Annotated in this window: 18 protein-coding genes; 8 read left to right on the top strand and 10 right to left on the bottom strand. The window is 73.4% G+C overall.

Features of this window, described 5'->3' with window-relative positions:
• Window positions 1-478: 478 nt before the first annotated feature.
• From OG439_RS04975 to OG439_RS04965, 3 genes are all read right to left on the bottom strand, one after another.
• Window positions 479-1,765 carry an ABC transporter substrate-binding protein gene (locus tag OG439_RS04975; RefSeq protein ID WP_326948148.1) on the bottom strand — a complete coding sequence of 429 codons (1,287 nt, stop codon included), beginning with the start codon at window positions 1,763-1,765 and terminating at the stop codon, window positions 479-481.
• A gap of 61 nt (window positions 1,766-1,826) precedes the next feature.
• Complete coding sequence (locus tag OG439_RS04970) at window positions 1,827-2,924, bottom strand: substrate-binding domain-containing protein (RefSeq protein WP_326948147.1); 1,098 nt, start codon at window positions 2,922-2,924, stop codon at window positions 1,827-1,829.
• Between the two features lie 55 nt (window positions 2,925-2,979).
• A complete protein-coding gene (locus OG439_RS04965) occupies window positions 2,980-3,591 on the bottom strand; it encodes a TetR/AcrR family transcriptional regulator (protein ID WP_326948146.1) in 612 nt (203 codons plus the stop codon).
• A gap of 364 nt (window positions 3,592-3,955) precedes the next feature.
• On the opposite strand from OG439_RS04965, the gene OG439_RS04960 reads away from it, so the two are divergent.
• The gene (locus OG439_RS04960) at window positions 3,956-5,209 is read left to right on the top strand and encodes a cation:proton antiporter domain-containing protein (protein ID WP_326951491.1); all 1,254 of its coding nucleotides are present in this window, start codon (window positions 3,956-3,958) and stop codon (window positions 5,207-5,209) included.
• Between the two features lie 39 nt (window positions 5,210-5,248).
• Entirely contained in the window at window positions 5,249-5,653 is a 405-nt protein-coding gene (locus OG439_RS04955) for a hypothetical protein (protein WP_326948145.1), read from the top strand.
• A 1-nt stretch (window position 5,654) separates the two neighbouring features.
• Here OG439_RS04955 and OG439_RS04950 read toward each other — a convergent pair whose 3' ends face one another.
• Complete coding sequence (locus tag OG439_RS04950) at window positions 5,655-6,749, bottom strand: FUSC family protein (RefSeq protein ID WP_326948144.1); 1,095 nt, start codon at window positions 6,747-6,749, stop codon at window positions 5,655-5,657.
• A 76-nt stretch (window positions 6,750-6,825) separates the two neighbouring features.
• Here OG439_RS04950 and OG439_RS04945 point away from each other — a divergent pair, with 76 nt between their 5' ends.
• The 4 genes from OG439_RS04945 (at window position 6,826) to OG439_RS04930 (ending at window position 11,053) form a co-directional block, all read left to right on the top strand.
• Window positions 6,826-7,827 carry an acyl-CoA dehydrogenase family protein gene (locus OG439_RS04945; protein ID WP_326948143.1) on the top strand — a complete coding sequence of 334 codons (1,002 nt, stop codon included), beginning with the start codon at window positions 6,826-6,828 and terminating at the stop codon, window positions 7,825-7,827.
• A complete protein-coding gene (locus OG439_RS04940) occupies window positions 7,824-9,092 on the top strand; it encodes a bifunctional PIG-L family deacetylase/class I SAM-dependent methyltransferase (RefSeq protein ID WP_326948141.1) in 1,269 nt (422 codons plus the stop codon). The genes OG439_RS04945 and OG439_RS04940 overlap by 4 nt, the downstream gene beginning before the upstream one ends.
• On the top strand, window positions 9,089-9,793 hold the full coding sequence (locus tag OG439_RS04935) for a glycosyltransferase (RefSeq protein ID WP_326948140.1): 705 nt from the start codon (window positions 9,089-9,091) through the stop codon (window positions 9,791-9,793). Before OG439_RS04940 ends, OG439_RS04935 begins: the two co-directional genes overlap by 4 nt.
• A 99-nt stretch (window positions 9,794-9,892) precedes the next feature.
• Entirely contained in the window at window positions 9,893-11,053 is a 1,161-nt protein-coding gene (locus OG439_RS04930; RefSeq protein WP_326948139.1) for an NAD(P)/FAD-dependent oxidoreductase, read from the top strand.
• Here the strand turns inward: OG439_RS04930 and OG439_RS04925 are convergent.
• The 4 genes from OG439_RS04925 to OG439_RS04910 all read right to left on the bottom strand — a co-directional run bounded on the left by OG439_RS04925 (window position 11,050) and on the right by OG439_RS04910 (window position 14,785).
• A complete protein-coding gene (locus OG439_RS04925; protein ID WP_326948138.1) occupies window positions 11,050-12,531 on the bottom strand; it encodes a SulP family inorganic anion transporter in 1,482 nt (493 codons plus the stop codon). The two genes, OG439_RS04930 and OG439_RS04925, sit on opposite strands and share 4 nt — an antisense overlap.
• Before the next feature lie 120 nt (window positions 12,532-12,651).
• A complete protein-coding gene (locus OG439_RS04920; RefSeq protein ID WP_326948137.1) occupies window positions 12,652-13,284 on the bottom strand; it encodes a DUF5947 family protein in 633 nt (210 codons plus the stop codon).
• On the bottom strand, window positions 13,281-13,721 hold the full coding sequence (locus tag OG439_RS04915) for a NifU family protein (RefSeq protein WP_326948136.1): 441 nt from the start codon (window positions 13,719-13,721) through the stop codon (window positions 13,281-13,283). Before OG439_RS04915 ends, OG439_RS04920 begins: the two co-directional genes overlap by 4 nt.
• Before the next feature lie 5 nt (window positions 13,722-13,726).
• Window positions 13,727-14,785 carry a hydrogenase expression protein HypE gene (locus OG439_RS04910; RefSeq protein ID WP_326948135.1) on the bottom strand — a complete coding sequence of 353 codons (1,059 nt, stop codon included), beginning with the start codon at window positions 14,783-14,785 and terminating at the stop codon, window positions 13,727-13,729.
• A 396-nt stretch (window positions 14,786-15,181) separates the two neighbouring features.
• Between OG439_RS04910 and OG439_RS04905 the strand changes: the two genes are divergently transcribed.
• The gene (locus tag OG439_RS04905) at window positions 15,182-15,517 is read left to right on the top strand and encodes a helix-turn-helix domain-containing protein (protein ID WP_326948134.1); all 336 of its coding nucleotides are present in this window, start codon (window positions 15,182-15,184) and stop codon (window positions 15,515-15,517) included.
• A 28-nt stretch (window positions 15,518-15,545) separates the two neighbouring features.
• On the opposite strand, the gene OG439_RS04900 is transcribed toward OG439_RS04905, so the two are convergent.
• A complete protein-coding gene (locus OG439_RS04900) occupies window positions 15,546-16,496 on the bottom strand; it encodes an MEDS domain-containing protein (RefSeq protein ID WP_326948133.1) in 951 nt (316 codons plus the stop codon).
• Window positions 16,497-16,924: 428 nt separating this feature from the next.
• Entirely contained in the window at window positions 16,925-18,412 is a 1,488-nt protein-coding gene (locus OG439_RS04895) for an FAD-dependent oxidoreductase (RefSeq protein WP_326948132.1), read from the bottom strand.
• Window positions 18,413-18,501: 89 nt separating this feature from the next.
• Between OG439_RS04895 and OG439_RS04890 the strand changes: the two genes are divergently transcribed.
• Window positions 18,502-19,110: a TetR/AcrR family transcriptional regulator gene (locus OG439_RS04890; RefSeq protein WP_326948131.1), complete on the top strand. Its 609-nt coding sequence runs from the start codon at window positions 18,502-18,504 to the stop codon at window positions 19,108-19,110.
• The last annotated feature ends 229 nt before the right edge of the window (window positions 19,111-19,339 follow it).

Below are 19,339 nucleotides of genomic sequence, written 5' to 3'. Positions count from 1 at the left end.
GCCAGGGTGGCGGTCATCGGCGACCACCGGCCGGCTGGGCTCGGTCGCCGGCGGACCGCAGCTCCGCGAGACAGCTCACCTGCAGCTGGGCTCGGCTGCCGCCGGGTCGCAGCTCCGCGAGACAGCTCACGTGCCGCTGTTCGCCGCGATTGAAGTCCGTGAATGCCACATTGAGGGACATAGTGTCCGTGAACGTGGCATTCACGGACTTCGGGAGGACAGGGGTGGGCGGGCAGCTGTCGGCCGCCGTGCTCGGCCGCGAGAGTGCGAGGCGGGGCGGCGCGGTGGGCCGCGAGAGTGTGGGGCGCGTTGGTGTGGCGGGCATCGACGATCTCCGGTGGGGCGTGGCGCCCGGCCGGAAGGCGGGCGCCACGCGGTCCGGGCGGAGAGTGGGTGCCGTGCGTGTGGTCATCGGTGGCCTCCCCGGCGGTCGTGGCATCCGGCTGAGGGGTGGGAGTCTGCGGTCATCGGGAATCCCTCAGCTTTCGTGCTCGGTTGTGGCCAAGCCCAGCGCGACCAGGTCCGGCATCGTTGCCTTTTGGGCGTCGCGGACCGCGTCCAGCACCGTGCCTTGGCCGGCGCCCGCTCGGGCGAAGCCGTCTTGCAGGACTCGTTGGGTTGCGCTCATTCGGGGGCCCCAGAGCCAGCCGTCGCGGATCAGGTGGGCCTGGGTGTCGAAGAGGCGGTAGATGTCCTGGCCTCCGTAGTAGCTGCGGTCGAACGCTTTGCCGCCCACCTCGACCAGGGCCGGTGCCGCCGGGTACTGGCTGCTTGTGCCGCTCGACAGCCTGGCTCGCAGCGCGTCCGGGTGGGAGACCTGCCACTCGATGAACTCCATCGCCGCCTCCGGGTTCGCGCTGTCCTTGGTGACGGCGAACGTCGAGCCGCCGTGGGTGCCGACCGCCGGGTGGGCCGGGTCCCACTGCGGCAGCGGTGCGATCGCCCACTTGCCCTTCTGGCCGGGGCGCGCCTTCATCTGCGCGCCCGCGTCCCACGCGCCGCTGAGCCGGGCCACGACCAGGCCCTGCCCGATCTGCGCGTCGCTCTGCCGGCTCAGTGACGCGTTCGTGAAGACCAAGCCGTCCTCGATCAAGCCCTGCCAGAACGCCGAGACGCGCTGGGTCGCGGCGTCGGCGAGCGAGACGTTCCACGCGCCCGCCGACGTGTCGAACCAGCGTGCTCCGGCCTGCCACGCGAACGCGGCGAACTGCAGGGCGCCGTCGGTCGGGAACAGCGCGATCCGGCGGCGGCCGTCGCGGATCCGGCGGGCCGCCGCGGCGAACTCGTCCCACGTGCGGGGAATCGGCCCGCCGAACAGGTCCGCGCGGTAGTGCAGCACCATCGGCTCGACGTCCAAGGGCACGGTGAACACCCGGCCGGCGAACGTCGTCAGCCGCAACGCCTGCGGCAGCAGCTTCGCGCGGAGGCGGTCGCTCACCAGGTCCGTGATGTCGCGGGCGACACCGTCGATCGCGAAGCCGGGCACCTGCGGGTACTCGATCGTGGCGACGTCGGGGGCGTTGCCGGCGCGGGCCGCGTTGCTCAGCTTCGCGTAGCCGCCCTGGTCACCGGACGGGATCTGCTGGAAGTCGACGCGGATGCGGTTCTGCGTGCGGTTGAACGCGTCGACGACCTGCTGGCTGCCGCGCAGCGCCGACCAGAACGTGATCCGCGTGGGGCCGCCGGAACCGCCGGGCGCCGAGCACGCGGCCGCCAGGGGCAGGGCCAGGCTCGCGGCCAGCACGGCTCGGCGGCTTGCAGGCATCGTCGCCTCCTGTGGTGCGTTACGGGGACGCCCACAGTCTGATCACCTGAACGTTTTTCGGTCAATAATTCCGCTCAACTCGGTCAAACGATCGCGTTGAGGCTCGCACCTTCAGCTCGGGCAGCACCGCCACCTGACGCGCCGGCCCGGCGCCCGCTTCGAGCCGCTCGAGCAGCAGCCCGGCCGCGAGCCGGCCCACCTCGGCCTTGGCCGGCGCGACCGCGGTCAGCGGCGGGCTCCCCAGCGCCGCGACGACGTCGTCGTAGGCCACGACCGAGCAGTCCCGCGGCACGGCGATGCCGGCCTCGGCCAGCTGCCGGACCAGCATCAGCGCGTCGACGTCGCCGTGCATGACCACGCCGGACGTCCCGCGCTCGCGCACGACGTCGGCCAGCGACGGCCCGGTGGCGACGGCGGCCGGGTCGGCGCCCGCGTCCGGCGCGCTGAGCACCGCGGCCGCGTCCTCGACCTGCGGCCGCGCGGCGCAGATCTCGGCGAAGGCGGCGCGCAACGCCCGCGCCGTCGGGCTGTCGTCACGCGCGGCCAGCACCAGCCGCCGGTGCCCGAGCGCCACGAGGTGCGCCACCGCGAGGTGCATGCCGAACCAGTGATCCGTGCACACCGAATCCCGCGCGTGCAGCGCACTTCCCCGGCGGGCACGGCGTTCCAGCAGCACCACGGGCACCTCGACGCCGGCCAGCCAGCCGTCGTCCGCGGCTTCGGCCGCGACGGTGCGCCAGCGCGGCGCGATCAGCAGGCCCCGGACGTCGTCGCCGGCGAGCGCGCGTTCGACGATCGGCCGCTCCGCGCCCGCGACCTGCGGCGCCGGGTGCAGCACGATCCGCGTGCCGGCCTCCTCCAGCGCTTCGCGGGCGCCGTGGACGACCTCGTTGAGGTAGGCGTGCCGCTCGGGCACGACCAGCGCGACGACGCCGGTGCCCCGCTCCCCCGGCACCGGCGCCCGCCGCACCGGCACCAGCGACCGCGCGACGCCGTGACCGCGGCGAAGGCGGCCTTCGCGGGCGAGGTCTTCGACGTCCCGGCGGGCCGTGATGACCGAGACCTCCAGCTCGGCGGCGAGGTCGGTGACCCGCACCTCGCCGCGCGCCTCGACCACGGCCAGGACCCGCTGCCGCCGGTCCGCACCCGTCTCCCGCATCACGCCACCCTGACTGCTCGTTTGACCGTTTGATCGAGCATAGCGATCAAACGGCTTACGAGTCGACGGCGCCGAGCATCCGGAAGCCGCGGTCCACGACCGTCTCGAACGGCGTGCCCGGCGACACGGCCGCGAGCCGGAACGCCGTCTCGAGCACGCCGAGCGTGAGGTCGGCGACCAGCGGCGCGACGACGTCCAGGTCGGCCGCGCCGGCCAGCCGCCCGCGGACGTGCGCCTCGAGCTCGCTCAGCCACCTGATGCGGTTTTCGTAGGCCTGCCCGAGTACCACGCGGGAGCTGACCATGATCCGGGTGTAGGCGGCCGCCTGCGCGAGCGCTTCGGCGTCCATCCCCGCCAGGTAGGCCGACACCGCGGCGTGCAGGCCGGCGAGCAACGGCTTGTTTTCCTTGTCCAGCAAGGCGAAGAACGCTTCACGCCGCTCGGCGTCGTCCGCGGCGAGGACGTCCTCCTTGGCCGTGAAGTACCGGAAGAAGCTGGCTCGGGAGACGTCGGCGCGCCGCGCGATGTCCTCGACCGTGGTGGCCTCGAAGCCCTGGGTGGTGAAGAGGTCGAACGCGGCCCGGCGGAGGGCCTGCTTCGCGATGGTCTTCTTGCGCTCGCGCAAGCCGACCGCGGGGACGTCGCCGGACAAGCTTCCAGTCGGCATGCCGGAAGCCTACCGACGTGCCGGCGTTTCCCCCGGTGACGCAAGAAGGAATTGGCGTAAAAGAAAAGTCCCGCTTCCGCTCGGCGAAGGCTGAGGGGGAGTTGCCTGCGAGCGGAAGCGGGAGTCCGAGGCCGGTACGGGGGTCGCCTCGCGGCGAGTGGCGCGACACGGCTCCGGCGGACCGGACTTCCGTGAAGGCTGGGGGTGAGGCCCGGGGACCCACCCGTACCGACACTCGTTACAACGCCAGGGAGAACGCGGTGTTCCCGCGCCGCACGGTGACGTGCGGCACTCGCGCCGGGGTTTGCCCGGTGCGCCCCCGGGTATTCCGGTGACCACGCCGAACGAAAGAGCTCCCTTGTCCATGTTGACCGTCCTGTTCGGCGTCGCCGGATTGCTCGCGCTCGCCGCCGCGGTGCTGCCGAAGCTGGTCGCCGAACGGCCGTTCTCGACCCCGCTCGTGATGCTCATCGCCGGCGTCGGCCTCGGGCTCCTCCCCCTGCCCGCGCCCTATGGCGGCGGCTGGACCGACCCCACCGCGCACCTGGAGAGCGTCGAATCGTTCGCCCAGCTGGGCATCCTGGTGTCCCTGGCCGGCGCCGGGCTGTCCGTGGACCGCCCGTTCGGGTTCCGCGCCTGGGCGTCGACGTGGCGGCTGCTCGGGATCACGATGCCCGCCATGATCGTCGTGGTCGCGGTGCTCGGCTGGTGGTGGCTGGCGCTGCCCGCCAGCGCCGCGCTGCTGCTCGGCTCGGTGCTCGCGCCGACCGACCCGGTGCTGGCCGGGGACGTCGGGGTGCCGTCGCCGGACGTCGAGCCGGGACTGGCGCGGGACAACGAGATCCGGTTCACCCTGACCACCGAAGCCGGCCTCAACGACGGGCTCACGATGCCGTTCGTGCTGCTGGCCCTCGCGCTCGCCGGGCAGCGGGCGGGCGTCGACCTGCGGTGGATCCTGGTCGACCTCGTGCTGCCGGTCGCGGTCGGCGTGCTCGTCGGGCTGGCCGCCGGGTGGGTGCTGGGCTGGGCGATGTTCCGGGCGCCGTCGTCGCGGCTGCGGCTGGCCGAGTACGCCGACGGGCTCGTGCTGCTCGCCTTGGCGTTCCTGCCGTACGCGGTCGCGGAACTGGTGCACGGCAACGGGTTCGTCGCGGTCTTCGTGGCCGCCGTCGCGGTGCGGACGCAGGAGCGGTCCCACGAGTACCACGGTGTGCTGCACTCGTTCGGCCGCCAGCTGGAACGGCTCTTCGTCGCGATCGCGCTGCTCGGGCTCGGCCTGGCCATCGGCGACGGGCTGCTGCAGGGCATCACGGTCGTCGAGGTCGTGCTGACGGTGGTCGCGGTCCTGGTGGTCCGGCCGGTGCTCGGCTGGCTGTCGCTGCTCGGCTCGTCGGCCGGGCGGCACGCCTCCCCCGCCATCGCGTTCTTCGGCGTGCGCGGGATCGGCACGCTCTTCTACCTCGCCTACGCCCTCGACCGGTTCCCGGTGCCGCGGCCGGACGTCCTGTGGCGGATCGGCGCGCTCGCCGTCGCGCTGTCGGTGGTGGTGCACGGCATCCTCGCCGAACCGGCGATCCGCCGGATCGAGTCCCTCGGCGGCCACCTCCCGGTCGGCTGACGCTCGTTTGTCCCCGGCTCCCGCGGGTAGCCCTGGAGCATGAGCCCAGACGAGGACGCCGTCGTCCGGCACCGCCTCCACGCGAAGTTCGCCGGCCCGTCCTGGCTGCAGCCGTGGCTCGAGGGCCACAGCGGCCTCGACCTCGACGCGACCGGGCTGCACGTCCACCTCGGCCCTTGGTCCGTCTCGACGCCGCTGGCCAATCTCGCCGGCGCCGAGGTCAGCGGGCCGTTCAAGCCCTGGCGCGCGCTCGGTGTCCGGCTGTCGCTGGCCGACCGCGGCCTGACGTTCGGCACGAACGCGGCCCGCGGCCTCTGCGTCCGGTTCCGGGACCCGGTGCCCGGCATCGAGCCGTCCGGGCTGCTGCGGCACCCCTCGCTGACGGCGACGATCGCCGAGCCCGACCTGGTCGCCGACGTCCTCAACCAGGCGATCGGCGCCTGACTCAACGCCGGCCCAGCCGCTCCAGCAGGTGCCGGACCGGGAGCGTCATCGCACCCAGGCCCAGCGCCGGCGTCACGCCGTCCTCCGGCGCCGCCAGCCGCCGCTCCAGCTGGGCCAGCAGCTCGCGGCCGCGGTCCAGGTCCACCGGGTGCCCGGTGGTGCCGACGGCGCGGACGACGTCGGCGACGCTTTCGATGAGCTCGGCCAGCGCGTCGCGGGCGTCGGGCCACGGGAGGACGAACGTCTCCTCGTGCTCCGAAGCCGTCCGGACCGCGCCGATCAGCTGCTCCACCGGGGGCCAGAGCGCGATCAGCGTCTCGGTCCGGCGGTCGTGGTCGTGGCCGGAGCGGGGGTGCCGCCGCCGCAGGTTGAGGACGCGCTCCTCGCGGGTCTGCCGGACGGCGTCCGTGGCCGCGGTGACCAGGCTGCGCAGCTCGCGGGCCTCGCCGAGCCAGTCCTCGACGTCGCCGGGCGGCTCCTCGGCGCGGATCAGCGCGGCCGTGCTGTCGAGGAACGCCGCCATCGCCGTGGCCAGCCGGCCGGCGGCCGCCGCGATGCGCTGCCCGAACAGCGGCGGGTACACCAGCGCGTTGACCGCGGCGCCGATCGCCGCGCCCAGCGCCGTCTCGATCAGCCGGTCGCCCAGCAGCACCGTCGGCGTCCCGTAGGCGATCAGCAGCATGCCCGTGACGCCGACCCAGACCCCGGAGTCGCCGAAGCGGCGCCACGACCCGGCCAGCAGCCCCAGGAACACCACCAGCCCCAGCGCCACCGCGGGCCACGGGATCAGCTGCCCGGCGATCCCGGCCAGGACGACGCCGGCGGCGACCGCGCCGACCTGCTGCGCCCAGCCGCGCACCGACCGGTAGACCGTCGTCTCTACGAGGAACACCGCGGCGTAGGGCGCCAGGAAGGGCTGCGGCAGGTGCAGCACCGCCGTCGCCAGCAGCCACGCCCCGGTGGCCGCGAGGGTCGCCTTCGCCGCCTGCACGAGGACGTGGCGTTCCCGGCCCGGGACGCGGAAGGCGCGCGTCAGCCAGCCCAGCGGCGTCCGGACGCCCTGGCCGAGGACGTCGTCGCCGGCCGCCGATGTCATCTGGTCCACCCGCCGCGACTACCCGGCCCGGCGCCGGTCCACGCATGATCGCCCGGAATCCGGGTACCCGTGCCGCATGATCACGTGGGAGGCCAGACCGGCGCACGGTCTGCTGGAAAACGCTCCGCCGAAACCGCTGCCGCTGCCCCGCTCCACCGCTTCGATCGGGTCCGACCTCCGCACGCTGTACGCGGCGGGCGCGCTCGACCTGCCGCAGCCCGGCACCGGCGGGCTCGTCGGCCGCTGGGCCGCGCTGGCCGCGCTCGGCCGGATCGACCTGACCCTCGCGCGGCTGGCCGAGGGGCACACCGACGCCGTCGCGATCCTCGGCGAAGCCGGCCTGATCCCGGTGCCCGGCGCGCTCTACGGCGTCTGGGCGGCGAAGTCCGGCGGCACCGGCGCGACCCTCGAGGACGGCAGGCTCGGCGGCACCGTGCGGTTCTGCTCCGGACTGTCCCTCCTGGACCGGGCGCTCGTCGCGGCGGGCGACCGGCTGGTCGACGTCGACCTCACCGACCCCGGCGTGCAGCGGCACCCGGACACCTGGCAGGCGGTCGGGATGGACGCCTCCGACAGCGGCGACGTCGTCTTCGACGGCATCCTGGTGTCCGCCGACGCGCACATCGGCCCGCCGGACTGGTACATCGGGCGGCCCGGCTTCGCGCTGGGCGGCGGCGGGGTCGCCGCCGTCTGGCTCGGCGGCGCGGCCGGCGTCTTCGACGGCGTCGTGGCATACCTGCGCGAGTCCGGCCGCGCCGACGACCACCAGCTGGCCCACCTCGGCGCGATGCACGCCGCGCTGCGCTCGGCCGAGACGCTGCTGCTGCAGGCGGCCGGCACCATCGAGCAGGCCGCCGACCCGTGGCACGTCGCCAGCACGTGCCGCGCGGGCGTCGAGCACGCCGTCCGCGAGATCCTCGACCACGCGCCCCGGCTGACCGGCGCGAGCCCGCTGGGCCGCGACCGCCGGTTCGCGCAGCGGCTGGCCGACCTGAGCGTCTACGTCCGCCAGCACCACGCCGAGCGCGACCTCGCCGCGCTGGGCCGGCAGGTGCTGGACGCCGTGGAGGACGTGTGACCCCCGAGACCGCCTGGACCCGGGAGTTTCCCGAGTGGACGGACGACAGATTCACCCGCGCGCTGGTCGTCGCCGCCCACCCGGACGACGAGACGCTCGGCGCGAGCGGCCTGCTGCAGCACCTGCACCACGCGGGCACCGCCGTGACGCTCGTCGTCGCCACCGACGGCGAGGCCGCGTTCCCCGACGCCGGGCCCGAGGAGCGCCGGGAGCTGGGCCGCACCCGGCGCCGGGAACTGCGGGACTCCCTGCGGGAGCAAGGACTTTCCGACGTCGAACCGGTCTGGCTCGGCCTGCCCGACTCCGGGCTCGCCGACCACGAGGAGGCGATGACCGAGGCGCTGCGCGAGCACGCCGAGGGCCGCGACCTCGTGCTGCTGCCGTGGCCGGAAGACCCGCACCCGGACCACCGCGCGGCCGGCCGGGCCGCACTCGCCGCCGCGCCGGTGACCGCCCACCGCTGGTCCTACCCGATCTGGCTGTGGCACTGGCACTCCCCCGCGGACACCGGGATCCCCTGGCCGCGGGCCCGGTCCTACCGGCTGACCGGCGCCGAACGCGCCGCGAAGACGGCCGCCGTCGCGGCGTTCACCTCCCAGCTCAAGCCCGGGCCGCGGGGTGAGGACCCGATCCTGCCGCCGGAGGTCCTCGCGCACTTCGACCGGCCGGCCGAGACGTTCTTCCGCGAGCCGCCCGCGCGGTCGGCGCCGGTGAGCCGGTTCGCCGAGCTGTACGCCGCGGACGACGACCCGTGGCACGTCGCCGACGGCTGGTACGAGCGGCGCAAACGCGCGGTGCTGCTCGCTTCCCTGCCGCAGGAGCACTACGGCACGATCGTCGAACCGGCGTGCGGCCTCGGGCTGCTGACCCGCGACCTGGCGGCGCGTTGTGACCGGCTGGTCGCGTTCGACCCGGTTCCCGAAGCCGTCACGCGGGCTGCTTCTTCGGTGGCCGGCTTGTCGCATGTGGACGTCCACAGTGGATCTGTCCCTTCCGGACTCCCGAGTGGACCGGTGGATCTGCTGGTGTACAGCGAACTCCTGTACTACCTGGACGACGCCGACCTCACCGCGACCATCGAGGCGTCGGCGGCGGCGCTGCGGCCGGGCGGGGAGCTGGTCGCCGTCCACTGGCGGCCGTGGGCCCCGGAGGCGCCCCGCGACGCCGCCGAAGCGCACGGACGGCTGCTCGCGCACCCGGCGTTCGACCAGGTGGTGGCCCACACGGACGAGGCGTTCCTGCTGCACGTGCTGAGGCGCCGGTGATCACGGCGGTCGGCGTCGTCGTCCCGGCGCGGGACGAGCGGGACCTGATCGAGCCGTGCCTGCGCGCGCTCCGGCAGGCGTTGTGGCGGCTGCCCGCGCGGGTCGAACGCGCGGTGTGCGTGGTCGCCGACCGGTGCGCGGACGACACCGCCGCCCGCGCCCGCGCCGTGTTCGGAGGGTGGGCGACGGGCCGGGTCGTGGTCACCGGCCGGGAGCGCACCATCGGCGAGGTCCGCGACCTCGGCGCCCACGCGGTGCGGACCGACCTGGCCGGGCACGCGGCGTCGCAGGTGCTGCTGCTCAACACGGACGCCGACACGCGGGTCGGCGTCGGCTGGGCGCGCGAGCACCTGCGCCGCGTCGAGCGGGGCGCGCACGCGGTCACCGGCCCGGCCGAGCTGGCGGCGCCGTTCCCTGGGTCACCGGACGCGGCCCGCCGCTACCACGGGGTGGTCGCGGGCGGGGTGAACGTCTACGGCGCCAACCTCGGAGTCCGCGCGGACGCGTTCGACACGGTCGGCGGCTTCGGCGTCTGCCGCACGGGCGAGGACCACGACCTGTGGCGCCGCCTCGGCGAAGCCGGGTTCCACTGCCGGGTCGAGCCCGCGGCGGTGGTCCGCACGAGCGCCCGTCTCGACGGCCGCGCTCCGGACGGGCTGGCGGCGCTCCTTCGTACGTTGCGGGAGGAACCGGTCGCCTGAGCTGCGCCCGGCTCGATGGGCCCGCCACGCTGATTCGTCCGTTGCGGGCGGAACCCGTCGCCGGACGATTACCCCGGCCCGTGGTGGGTACGCCCAAGGATGACCTCCGAAAGCCTGGTAGTGATCGGCAGTGGCGCGGCCGGGGTGTCGGCCGCCCGGGCGTATCGCGAAGCCGGTGGGCGCGGCGATGTCCGCCTGCTCACCGCCGACACCGATCCGCCCTACGAGCGGCCGCCGTTGTCCAAGGACTTCCTGCGTGGCGAGACCGACGACATCGGCATGGAGAGCGAAGAGTTCTTCACCTCGCAGGACATTTCGGTCTCGCTGGGCGATCCGGTCATCGAGCTCGGTGACCACCGCGTGCGCACCGCCGCCGGTCTGGAGCACGCCTTCACCCGCTGTGTGCTCGCGACCGGCGCCGAGCCCGTGCGGCCGGACATTCCCGGCGCGGAGCACGTCGACGTGCTGGTGCTGCGCTCGGCGAAGTCGGCGCGCGAGCTGCAGAAGGTCGCGTCCGACGCGCGCAGTGCGATCGTCGTCGGCGCCGGGTTCATCGGCTGCGAGGCCGCGGTTTCACTCGTGCGCCTCGGGGTGCAGGTGACCGTCGTCTGCCAGGAGGACGTCCCGCAGGAAGCCCGCCTCGGCCGCGACGCCGGGATCCGGATCCTGCGGTGGCTCAAGGCCGAAGGCGTCAGCGTGCTGCGCGGTACGACGCTGGAGTCGATCGAGGCCGGGCACCGGATCCGCTCGGACCTGGTGCCGGTGCTCGACGCCGGGCTCGTCCTGCTCGCCACCGGCATCCGCCCCCGGAGCACGCTCGCCGAGAAGGCCGGGCTGACGATCGAACAGGGCCGCGTCCGCACCGACGCCCGGCTGCGCACCAGCGCGGCCGACGTCTTCGCGGCCGGCGACGTCGCCTTCGCGGACAACACCGCCGCGGGCCGCGCCCTGGCCGTCGAGCACTGGGGCGAGGGCCTGGCCATGGGCGCGATCGCCGGCCGCAACGCCGCCGGCGAGTCCGAGACCTGGGACGACGTCCCGGGCTTCTGGTCCGAGATCGGCGACCGGGTGCTGAAGTACGCCGCCTGGGGCGACGGCTTCGACCACGCCCACCTGGTCGAGCGCGACGGCGGCGGCTTCACGGTCTGGTACGAACGCGACGGCGCGGCGGTCGGCGTCCTCACCCACGAAGCCGACGACGACTACGAGCGCGGCGAGGAGCTGATCCGCAAGCACGAGCCGGTGCCCGCGAAGGGTTAAGCGCGAAGCTCCCCGGACAGCCGCCGGTGCATGGTCGCGCTGCGCTCGTCGAGCCCGGCGATCTCCACACTCTTCCCGCGGCTTTCGTACTTCGCGGTGACGGCGTCGAGCGCGGCGACGGTCGAGGCGTCCCAGATCCGGGCCCCGGTGAGGTCGACGACCACGCTGTCCGGATCGCCGGCGTAGTCGAACCGCGAGACGAGGTCGTTGCTGGAGGCGAAGAACAGCTCCCCCGCGACCGCGTAGACGATCTGGGTGCCGTCCGGGTCGGTGACGGCGGTGACCTCGACGACGCGCGCGACCCGGCGGGCGAAGATGACCATCGCGAGGACGCTGCCGACGACCACGCCGATGGCGAGGTTGCCGGTGGCCACGACGACGGCGACCGTGATGACCATGACGCCGATCTCGCCGGCGGGCAGGCGCTTGAGCGTGGCCGGGGCGACGCTGTGCCAGTCGAAGGTGCCGAACGCGACCAGCACCATCACCGCGATCAGCGCCGCCATCGGGATGTCGGACACGACCGGGCCGAACACGATGCACAGGATCATCAGGAACGTCCCGGCCAGGAACGTCGAGAGCCGGGTGCGCGCGCCGGCCGTCTTGACGTTGATCATGGTCTGGCCGATCATCGCGCAGCCGCCCATGCCGCCGAAGATCCCGGTGACGACGTTGGCGACGCCCTGCCCGATCGCCTCGCGGGTCTTGCTGGAGCGGGTGTCGGTGAGGTCGTCGACGAGCTTCGCGGTCATCAGCGACTCCATCAGCCCGACCAGCGCGAACGCCAGCGCGTAGGGCGCCAGCAGGGTGAGGGTGGCCCAGGTGAACGGCACGTCCGGCACGCCGGGGACCGGCAGCGACGACGGCAGCGCGCCCTTGTCCCCCACCGTCGGGACGGTGATCCCGGCGGCGATCGTCAACGCCGTGAGCGCGACGATGGCCACCAGCGGCGCCGGGACGGCCCGGGTCAGCTTCGGGAGCAGCACCATGATCAGCAGCCCGGCGGCGAACAGCGGGTAGACCGGCCACGGGACGTCGATCAGCTCCGGCACCTGCGCCAGGAAGATCAGGATGGCCAGGGCGTTGACGAAGCCGACCATCACGCTGCGCGGCACGAACCGCATCAGCTTCGCGACGCCGAGGGAGCCGAGCACGATCTGGAACAGGCCGCCGAGGATGACCGTGGCGACGAGGTAGCCCAGGCCGTGCTCCCGGGCGAGCGGCGCGACGACGAGGGCGATCGCGCCGGTGGCCGCGGAGATCATCGCCGCGCGCCCGCCGGCGACCGAGATCACCACGGCCATCGTGAACGACGCGCACAGCCCGATCCGCGGGTCGACCCCGGCGATGATCGAGAACGAGATCGCTTCGGGGATCAGCGCGAGCGCGACGACCAGCCCGGCGAGGACCTCGGTGCGGGCGACCTTCGGCGAGAGCCACGCCGGGCGCGCACGCGGGAACAGCGGAACTGAAGGCACGGGGAACGACCAGACATGCTCGGACGCGACGATCACCGCGTCGGCGTAGACAACGTGATCGTCACGGTAGAGGAGCGCCGCCGGTGGTGAGGGAGCCCGGTGAACGAAGTGAGGGCGGGGTCACGCCCGGGGCAGCGGCCGGGCCCGCTCCCGGATCTCTTCGAACAGCTCGTCGACGCGCTCGTGGACGCGGGGACCGCCGTCGGGGCCCGTCCAGTAGCGGCGGACCGTACCGACCAGGCGGTAGCAGACGTCGACGGGGACCAGGTAGCAGTCCGTGCCGCACCCGGCGTCGTGGAACAGGATCGCCTCGACCTCGGGCTCGGCCGCCGCGAGCAGCGGGTGGCCGGCGGACAGTTCGGTCCAGAGGTCGAGGGTCACCAGGCTTTCGGCGGCTCCCGCCGGGCCCGGGTGGAACGCCGCGACGCCCGCCCCGCGGCGCAGGAAGAACGCGAAGCCCGCCGGGATGCCGAGGCCGGCCCAGTCGATGGCGGCCACCGGGCGGTCCGGATCCCACAGGTACCGCTCGGGCACCGCGCGGTAGCGGGGGTCGCCGCGGTGGCTTTCGATGAAGAGCAAGAAGCAAGCCCGGCACGCGCACAGCAGGCCGCGGCGGCCGGTGTCGACCAGGTGGCCGTGGCGCGAGGCGACCGGCGTCCCGCACAGCTCGCACTTCTCCAGCCACGCCGAACGCTGCTCCGGCACCGGGCCCGGCTGGTCCGCGCGGTGCGGGAAACCGGTGCGGGAGCTCATGAAGCCCGCCCTTCCGCGGCCGGCCCCCAGCCGGGCGGCGGGCCCATGCCGATCTGGAAGAGCGCCGCGGGCTCGGTCAGCTCGACGCCGGTGAGCTCCGGGGCGGCGTCGAGGACCGCCGTTTCGAGCAGCGCGTCGGCCGCCGCGGCACCACAACCGCGGCCGCGGGCCACCCGCACCCGCGCGACGCCGTCGTCGACGCCCAGGAATTCGGCGTCGGTGCCGAGCCGGTCCAGGGCCAGGCGGACGCGGGTGCCCGCGTCGTGCGGGTGCAGGTCGTGCAGCACCAGGAGCCCGGCCAGCAGGCCGTCGCCGGCGAGCTCGTCGAGCAGGGCCGGGTCGCGCACGCGCAGGAGACCGGCGATCCGGGCGAGGCCTTCGCCGTAGAGGTCCAGCAGTTCTTCGACGCGGTCGCCGACGGCGCGGACGGAAGGCATCGGCGTCACCAGCTGGTGGCCCGCGACGGCGTGCTCTGCGGCTCGTCGGCACCCGGCTTGGTCCGGATCTCCCGCAGGATGCGGATCGCCGAGCCCGACACGGTGCTCGCCGCGGCCGGGGCGCCGGCGCCCGCCGGGTCCTCCATGAAGGGCATGAACTTGTCGGGGAAGCCCGGCATGGTGCAGCCGATGCAGATGCCGCCGACGTTCGGGCAGCCGCCGACGCCGTTGATCCAGCCGCGCTTGGGCACGTTGCACTTGACGACCTGGCCCCAGCAGCCGAGTTTGACCAGGCACTTCGGCGAACCGTGCTGCTCGGCGAACTCGTCCTGCTCGTAGTACCCGGCCCGGTCGCAGCCTTCGTGGACGGTGTTCTGGAACAGCCACTTCGGACGCAGCGCCTCGTCGACGGCGATCACCGGCGCCCGGCCGGACGCCTGGAAGAGCAGGTGCAGGATGGTCTCCGAAAGGTTGTCGGGCTGGGCGGGGCAGCCGGGGACGCACACGATCGGCAGGCCGGCCTTGGAGCGCCAGTCCCAGCCGAGGTAGTCGGGCACGCCCATCGCGCCGGTCGGGTTGCCCGCCATGGCGTGGATGCCGCCGTACGCCGCGCAGGTGCCGACGGCCATGACCGCCATCGCCTTGGGGGCCAGCCGGTCGAGCCATTCGCTGGCCGTCACGGGCTGGCCGGTGAGCGGGTCGTTGCCGAACCCGGACCAGAAACCCTCGGTCTTGTTCGTCTCGTCGGCGATCGAGCCTTCGATCACCAGGATGAACGGGTCGAGTTCGCCGCGATCGGCTTTGTGCCACCACTCGATGAAACTGTCCCGCGTCCGTTCGGGACCGCACTGGAAATCGAGGAACGGCCAGTGCATTTCGATCTTCGGCAAGCCGGGAAGGCCGCCGAGAACGATCTCTTCGATACTGGGCTGGCTCGCCGCGGTCAACGCCACCGATTCGCCGTCGCAGCTCAGCCCGCCATTCATCCAGAGAATGTGGACGGTGGGTGGGTCATTCGCGGAGTCGGCCGGCGGGCCGTTGCCGTGCTGCGGGGCCCTGTCCATCGATGCGCACCTCTGAAGGCTCGGGAAGTTCAGGAAATCCCGCCTCGGGACGGCCCGACGGACGCTCACCGTAGACCTGTCCGGCAGTGGCGGCAAGAGTGTCCGGTCCGGTCGCGACAGAACCGGGGCGACGCGCTACTCCGTTCCGGGGTCGGGGAAATTCCCCCGCACGGCTACACTCGGAGGCCACCGGAAGGGGCACTTCGAGTGGTTGAGTCGGCTGGTCTGTCGCGCGGCGAGGCGATCGAGGTGGTATCGGTCGAGGTCAGCACGAAGGTTTTCCCGGCGAGGCCGTCAGCGGTTCCGGAAATCCGGGAATTCCTCCGCGGTTGCCTCGCGGACTCACCACTGGCCGAAGCGGAAGATCGCGAAGTCGGAAACACGATCCTCCGCACGTTGCTGGCCGCCGCGGGCCCGGCGGGAATGATCGAAATCTCGTGCCGGAAATACCCCGGCCGGGTCGAGTTCGACGTCTTGCCCTCGGCGACGGCGCACCTGGATCCCGCCGCGCCGGAAACGCCGGTTCCGGAAGAACCCGGCGAGGCGGCGGAGAGCTTCGCCGAGTGGATGACGGAGGCGCTGCGCCGCACGGGCACCACCCGGGAGGCCGCCGCGCGGCGGCTCGGGGTGTCGGTGAAGACGGTGAACCGCTGGATCGGCGGGCAGACCGAGCCGCGGCTGCGTGAGCTGCGCCGGATCCAGGAGCAGTTCGGCGACGTGCCGCTGCGCTGAGCCCGCCGCGGACACAAGTGTCCGGCCGTCAGTTCTCGCTCGCCCACGATCCCGGCGTCGCCAGCTCGATGGTGCACCCCGACGCGTCGGAGCTGATGTCGAGCCACTCGCAGATCTGGTCGGTCAGCCACAGCCCGGTGTCGGAGCAACGCAGGTCCGGCGGCCGCGACCCGAAGAACGGCGGCAGGTCGAGCGGCTCGTCGCTGTGCAGCGTGCAGACCACGCGCCCGGCGGCCGGGCGGACCCACACGGCCGCGCGGCCGATGCCGTGCTCGGTCAGGTAGGTGATGGCCTCGCCGACGGCGATGCCGAACATGGCCACGGCGTTCTCGGGCCGCAGCAGCGGGCCGGCCTTCTCGAGCACGTAGCGCCGCACGGCGACCAGGTCGCCCTCGAAGCGGAAGATGTCGGCGGCTTCGCCGAGCGGCGGCGGGGACGCGGGAAGGCCCTCGACCCGCTCGGGCGCGGCGAACTGCGCGGACGGCTCGGCCCTGCCGCCGACGAGCAGCTCCGGGTGCGCGCGCCGGGCGTCCTCGATCGCGCCGGCCTCGAAGATCCTGGTGTCGTACGGGCAGAGCATCCAGATCCCGGTGTCGGCGAGGGCCACGTTGAACCCGGCCTCGGTGTGCGGCCACCCGGCCGCGCCGACGCGGGCCGGTTCGGCGAGCACGCGCACGGTGCTGCCCGGCGCCGTCGACCGGTAGCGCGTCCAGTACCGGTGCAGCGCGGCCGCGAGCTGCGGCGGACGGCGATCGAAGCAGGCCGGCTCGACCAGGACGATCCTGCCCGCGTCGGCGCCCAGCACGTCGTCGAGCAGCTCCTGGTTGGCCTCCGTCGTGCCGACGAGCACCGGCTCGCCCCGGCAGAGCCCGTCCCGCGCGAAGGGGACCGCCATCGCGAGGAACTCCGCGTCGCTGCCGTAGACGCAGCTCTGGTGCCGAAAGTCTGTCTCGGCGGGGACGGACGTCGGGGTCGCCATACGCGCTTAACCTCCGGGGACCGGTCTTCGAACTCGACCGCAAGATGGTGTCGTTCCGCAGAACGTTCTGTGGGAACGAGGGGAGAGTACCCGCGGCGGAGCCTTTTCGGTATCGCCGCAGGAATCCATTCCACCTTTCGGAGCATTCACGCCTGGTCGTTTTGGAACGTCCCGGTACCGCGCCATTTATGTCCCGTGCGTCGATCACCATCGACACAGGTCAGAGCCGTGCCGGCCATCGACGTACCGGCGTCGCGACCATTTATGTCCAAGCGCCCGCGAGCCTCGACCACAACTGTCCCGGCGACGGCCGGAAAATACCTCGCGGAAATGCCACCAAGTGTGCGCGTTGTTCGCAAAACACGAATACCCGGAGTCCGGTGGCAATGCCCGGCGGGCCGAGCGGGCCGGCCCCCTGATCCCACCTCCTAGCACTGGGTACCGCCGACCATCTCGGCGAGGTAGCCCGCGACCGCCGAGGCGTCGCCCGCGTCGGAGATCAGGGCGATGTAACCGTCGGGGCGGATCAGCACGAGGGTGCGGGCACCCGCGCCGTACGCGTCGGCGAGGAGGCCTTCGGTGTCGGCCACCTCGCCGGGGGCGGCCGGTGCTTCGACGACGCGGAAGGTCGTGACGTCGATCGATGGTGTGGCGCCGAAACTCAGCAGCGTGAAGCGGCCGCCGCGGGTCAGGTCGAACAGCCGGCGTTCGCCTTCCGGCGTCGTCAGCCCGGTCGCGTCGGGGGCGCGGTCGCCGGCACGCAGCCGCGCGGTCTCGTCGCGGTCGTCGCGGGCCAAGGCGGAGTCGCGGTAGCCGACGCCGAGCTGCTTCGTGCTCGCGTCGCTGCGGACGACGAGGCCCTTCTGCTCGATCGCGTCCTTGAGACGCGCGTCCGACAGCGCGAGCACCCCGGCCGCGACCGGGCGGCGCTCGGCCTCGTAGGTGTCGAGCAGCGCCGGCGACGCGCCGTTCGCGACCGCCGCGAGCTTCCAGCCGAGGTTGTACGAGTCCTGGATGCCGGTGTTCATCCCCTGGCCGCCGGCGGGCGAGTGGATGTGCGCCGCGTCGCCGGCGAGGAACACCCGCCCCGCGCGGTAGCGGTCGACGAGGCGGATGTTGGCGCGCCACAACGACGTCCACGCCGGTTCGTGGAGCCGGATGTCCGCGCGGCCGCTGCGCCGGTCGAGGATTGCCTGCATGTTCGCGAGGCCCGGCTCGGGATCCTGCCCCGGTGCGACGCTGGCCTGGTACTGGAAGACGCCGGTCGAGGGCAGCGGGCAGAGGTTGACCATGCCGTCTTCGTGGCGCCACATGTGCCAGGCGTCGCGATCGAGGCCGTCGACCTCGACGTCGGCGACGATCATCCGCACCGCGTCCCGGGTCTCGCCCTCGAACGCGATACCGGCCTGCTTGCGGACGACGCTGTGGCCGCCGTCGCAGCCGACCAGCCAGCGCGCGGTGACCGTCTCGGTCTCGCCGTCCCGGACGACGACCGCCGACACGCCGTCGTCCGACTGCTCGAAGCTCTCGAGCGCGGTGCCGAACTCGACCGCGCCGCCGAGTTCCGTGAGCCGGAGCCGCAGCGTTTCCTCGATCCGCCACTCGGGCGTGATCAGGCTCGCGGGGTACGGGATGTCGGGGCGCGCCGCGACCGGCTCGGTAGCGCTCGACGTCACCCGGCCGTCGGGCGCGGTCGTCCGGATCGGCATCGCCATCCGGCCGTGTGCGAGCACCCGCTCGACGACGCCGAGATCGTCGAACACCTCGAGGCTGCGCGGCTGGACGCCCTTGCCGCGCGAGCCGGGCTGCGGACCGGGAGCGGCGTCGACCAGGCGGAAGGGGACGCCGCCGCGGGCGAGCACGCAGGCCAGCGTCAACCCGGTCGGGCCCGCGCCGGCGATCAGCACCGTGGTCATCTCGTCCTCCGTCTCAAGAAAGGAATCTCTTTCTAACGCTAGAGTAGAGTGACTTGCCAAGAAAGGAAAGGCTTTCTATCGTGGGCCGGGTGGTCACCGAGTCAGCCGAACCCGCACGCCGTCGCCGTCACGGCAAGCAGCTCGAGGCCGCGCTGCTCACCGCCGGGTGGGACGAGCTGGTCGAGGTCGGTTACGGCCGCCTGACCATGGAGTCGATCGCGGTCCGCGCCCGCACCAGCGAGGCCGTGCTCTACCGCCGCTGGGCCAACAAGGACCGGCTGGTGCTCGCCGCGATCGAGCACCACCGGGGCGCCCACCCGGTCGCGCAACCCGACACCGGCACCCTGCGCGGCGACCTGATCGCCCAGCTGACGGCCGCGAGCGAAGCACTGGCCGCGTTCTTCGCCATCGCCGTGGCCACGGCCTTCGCGGGGCTGCTCGCCGACACCGGCCTGACCCCGGCGCAGGTCCGCGACCAGGTCATGGGCGACCAGCCACTCCCCCACGGCCGGGCCCTCTACCAGCGCGCCCACCACCGCGGCGAGATCGACCTGGCGCGCATCCCCACAGCGGTACTCGACATGCCGTTCGACCTGGTCCGCCACGACCTGGTGATGGGCCTCGAACCCCCGAAGCCCGAGCGCATCGAGGCGATCGTCGACGAGCTGTTCCTACCGCTGGTGCGGGCGACCGCCTAGGGCGCCTCGCGGCCAGCCACACCCGGTCCCGGGTCGGCGGGAGCTTCGTGAACCGGAGCTATCCGGCTTCGCGGCGCCGGTCGGGACGGCGCGCGCGAGCGCTCAGACCGGGCCGGAGGCGGGCGGGGCTCGGGGCTCGGGGCTCGGGGCTCGGGGCTCGGGGCTCGGGGCTCGGGGCTCGGGGCTCGGGGCTCGGGGCTCGGGGCTCGGGGCTCGGGGCTCGGACCAG

The sequence above is a fragment of the Amycolatopsis sp. NBC_01307 genome (assembly GCF_035975215.1).
Taxonomy (GTDB): domain Bacteria; phylum Actinomycetota; class Actinomycetes; order Mycobacteriales; family Pseudonocardiaceae; genus Amycolatopsis.
This window is presented reverse-complemented; position numbering and strand designations above follow the sequence as displayed.

Bases quoted from the DNA above. Each gene is read 5' to 3' on its own strand.
- OG439_RS04955 (WP_326948145.1), top strand. From the start codon at position 5,249: ATGAGCCCAGACGAGGACGCCGTCGTCCGGCACCGCCTCCACGCGAAG.
- OG439_RS04950 (WP_326948144.1), bottom strand. From the start codon at position 6,749: ATGACATCGGCGGCCGGCGACGACGTCCTCGGCCAGGGCGTCCGGACG.
- OG439_RS04975 (WP_326948148.1), bottom strand. From the start codon at position 1,765: ATGCCTGCAAGCCGCCGAGCCGTGCTGGCCGCGAGCCTGGCCCTGCCC.
- OG439_RS04945 (WP_326948143.1), top strand. From the start codon at position 6,826: ATGATCACGTGGGAGGCCAGACCGGCGCACGGTCTGCTGGAAAACGCT.
- OG439_RS04900 (WP_326948133.1), bottom strand. From the start codon at position 16,496: ATGGCGACCCCGACGTCCGTCCCCGCCGAGACAGACTTTCGGCACCAG.
- OG439_RS04960 (WP_326951491.1), top strand. From the start codon at position 3,956: ATGTTGACCGTCCTGTTCGGCGTCGCCGGATTGCTCGCGCTCGCCGCC.
- OG439_RS04910 (WP_326948135.1), bottom strand. From the start codon at position 14,785: ATGGACAGGGCCCCGCAGCACGGCAACGGCCCGCCGGCCGACTCCGCG.
- OG439_RS04895 (WP_326948132.1), bottom strand. From the start codon at position 18,412: ATGACCACGGTGCTGATCGCCGGCGCGGGCCCGACCGGGTTGACGCTG.
- OG439_RS04965 (WP_326948146.1), bottom strand. From the start codon at position 3,591: ATGCCGACTGGAAGCTTGTCCGGCGACGTCCCCGCGGTCGGCTTGCGC.
- OG439_RS04920 (WP_326948137.1), bottom strand. From the start codon at position 13,284: ATGAGCTCCCGCACCGGTTTCCCGCACCGCGCGGACCAGCCGGGCCCG.
- OG439_RS04970 (WP_326948147.1), bottom strand. From the start codon at position 2,924: ATGCGGGAGACGGGTGCGGACCGGCGGCAGCGGGTCCTGGCCGTGGTC.
- OG439_RS04915 (WP_326948136.1), bottom strand. From the start codon at position 13,721: ATGCCTTCCGTCCGCGCCGTCGGCGACCGCGTCGAAGAACTGCTGGAC.
- OG439_RS04930 (WP_326948139.1), top strand. From the start codon at position 9,893: ATGACCTCCGAAAGCCTGGTAGTGATCGGCAGTGGCGCGGCCGGGGTG.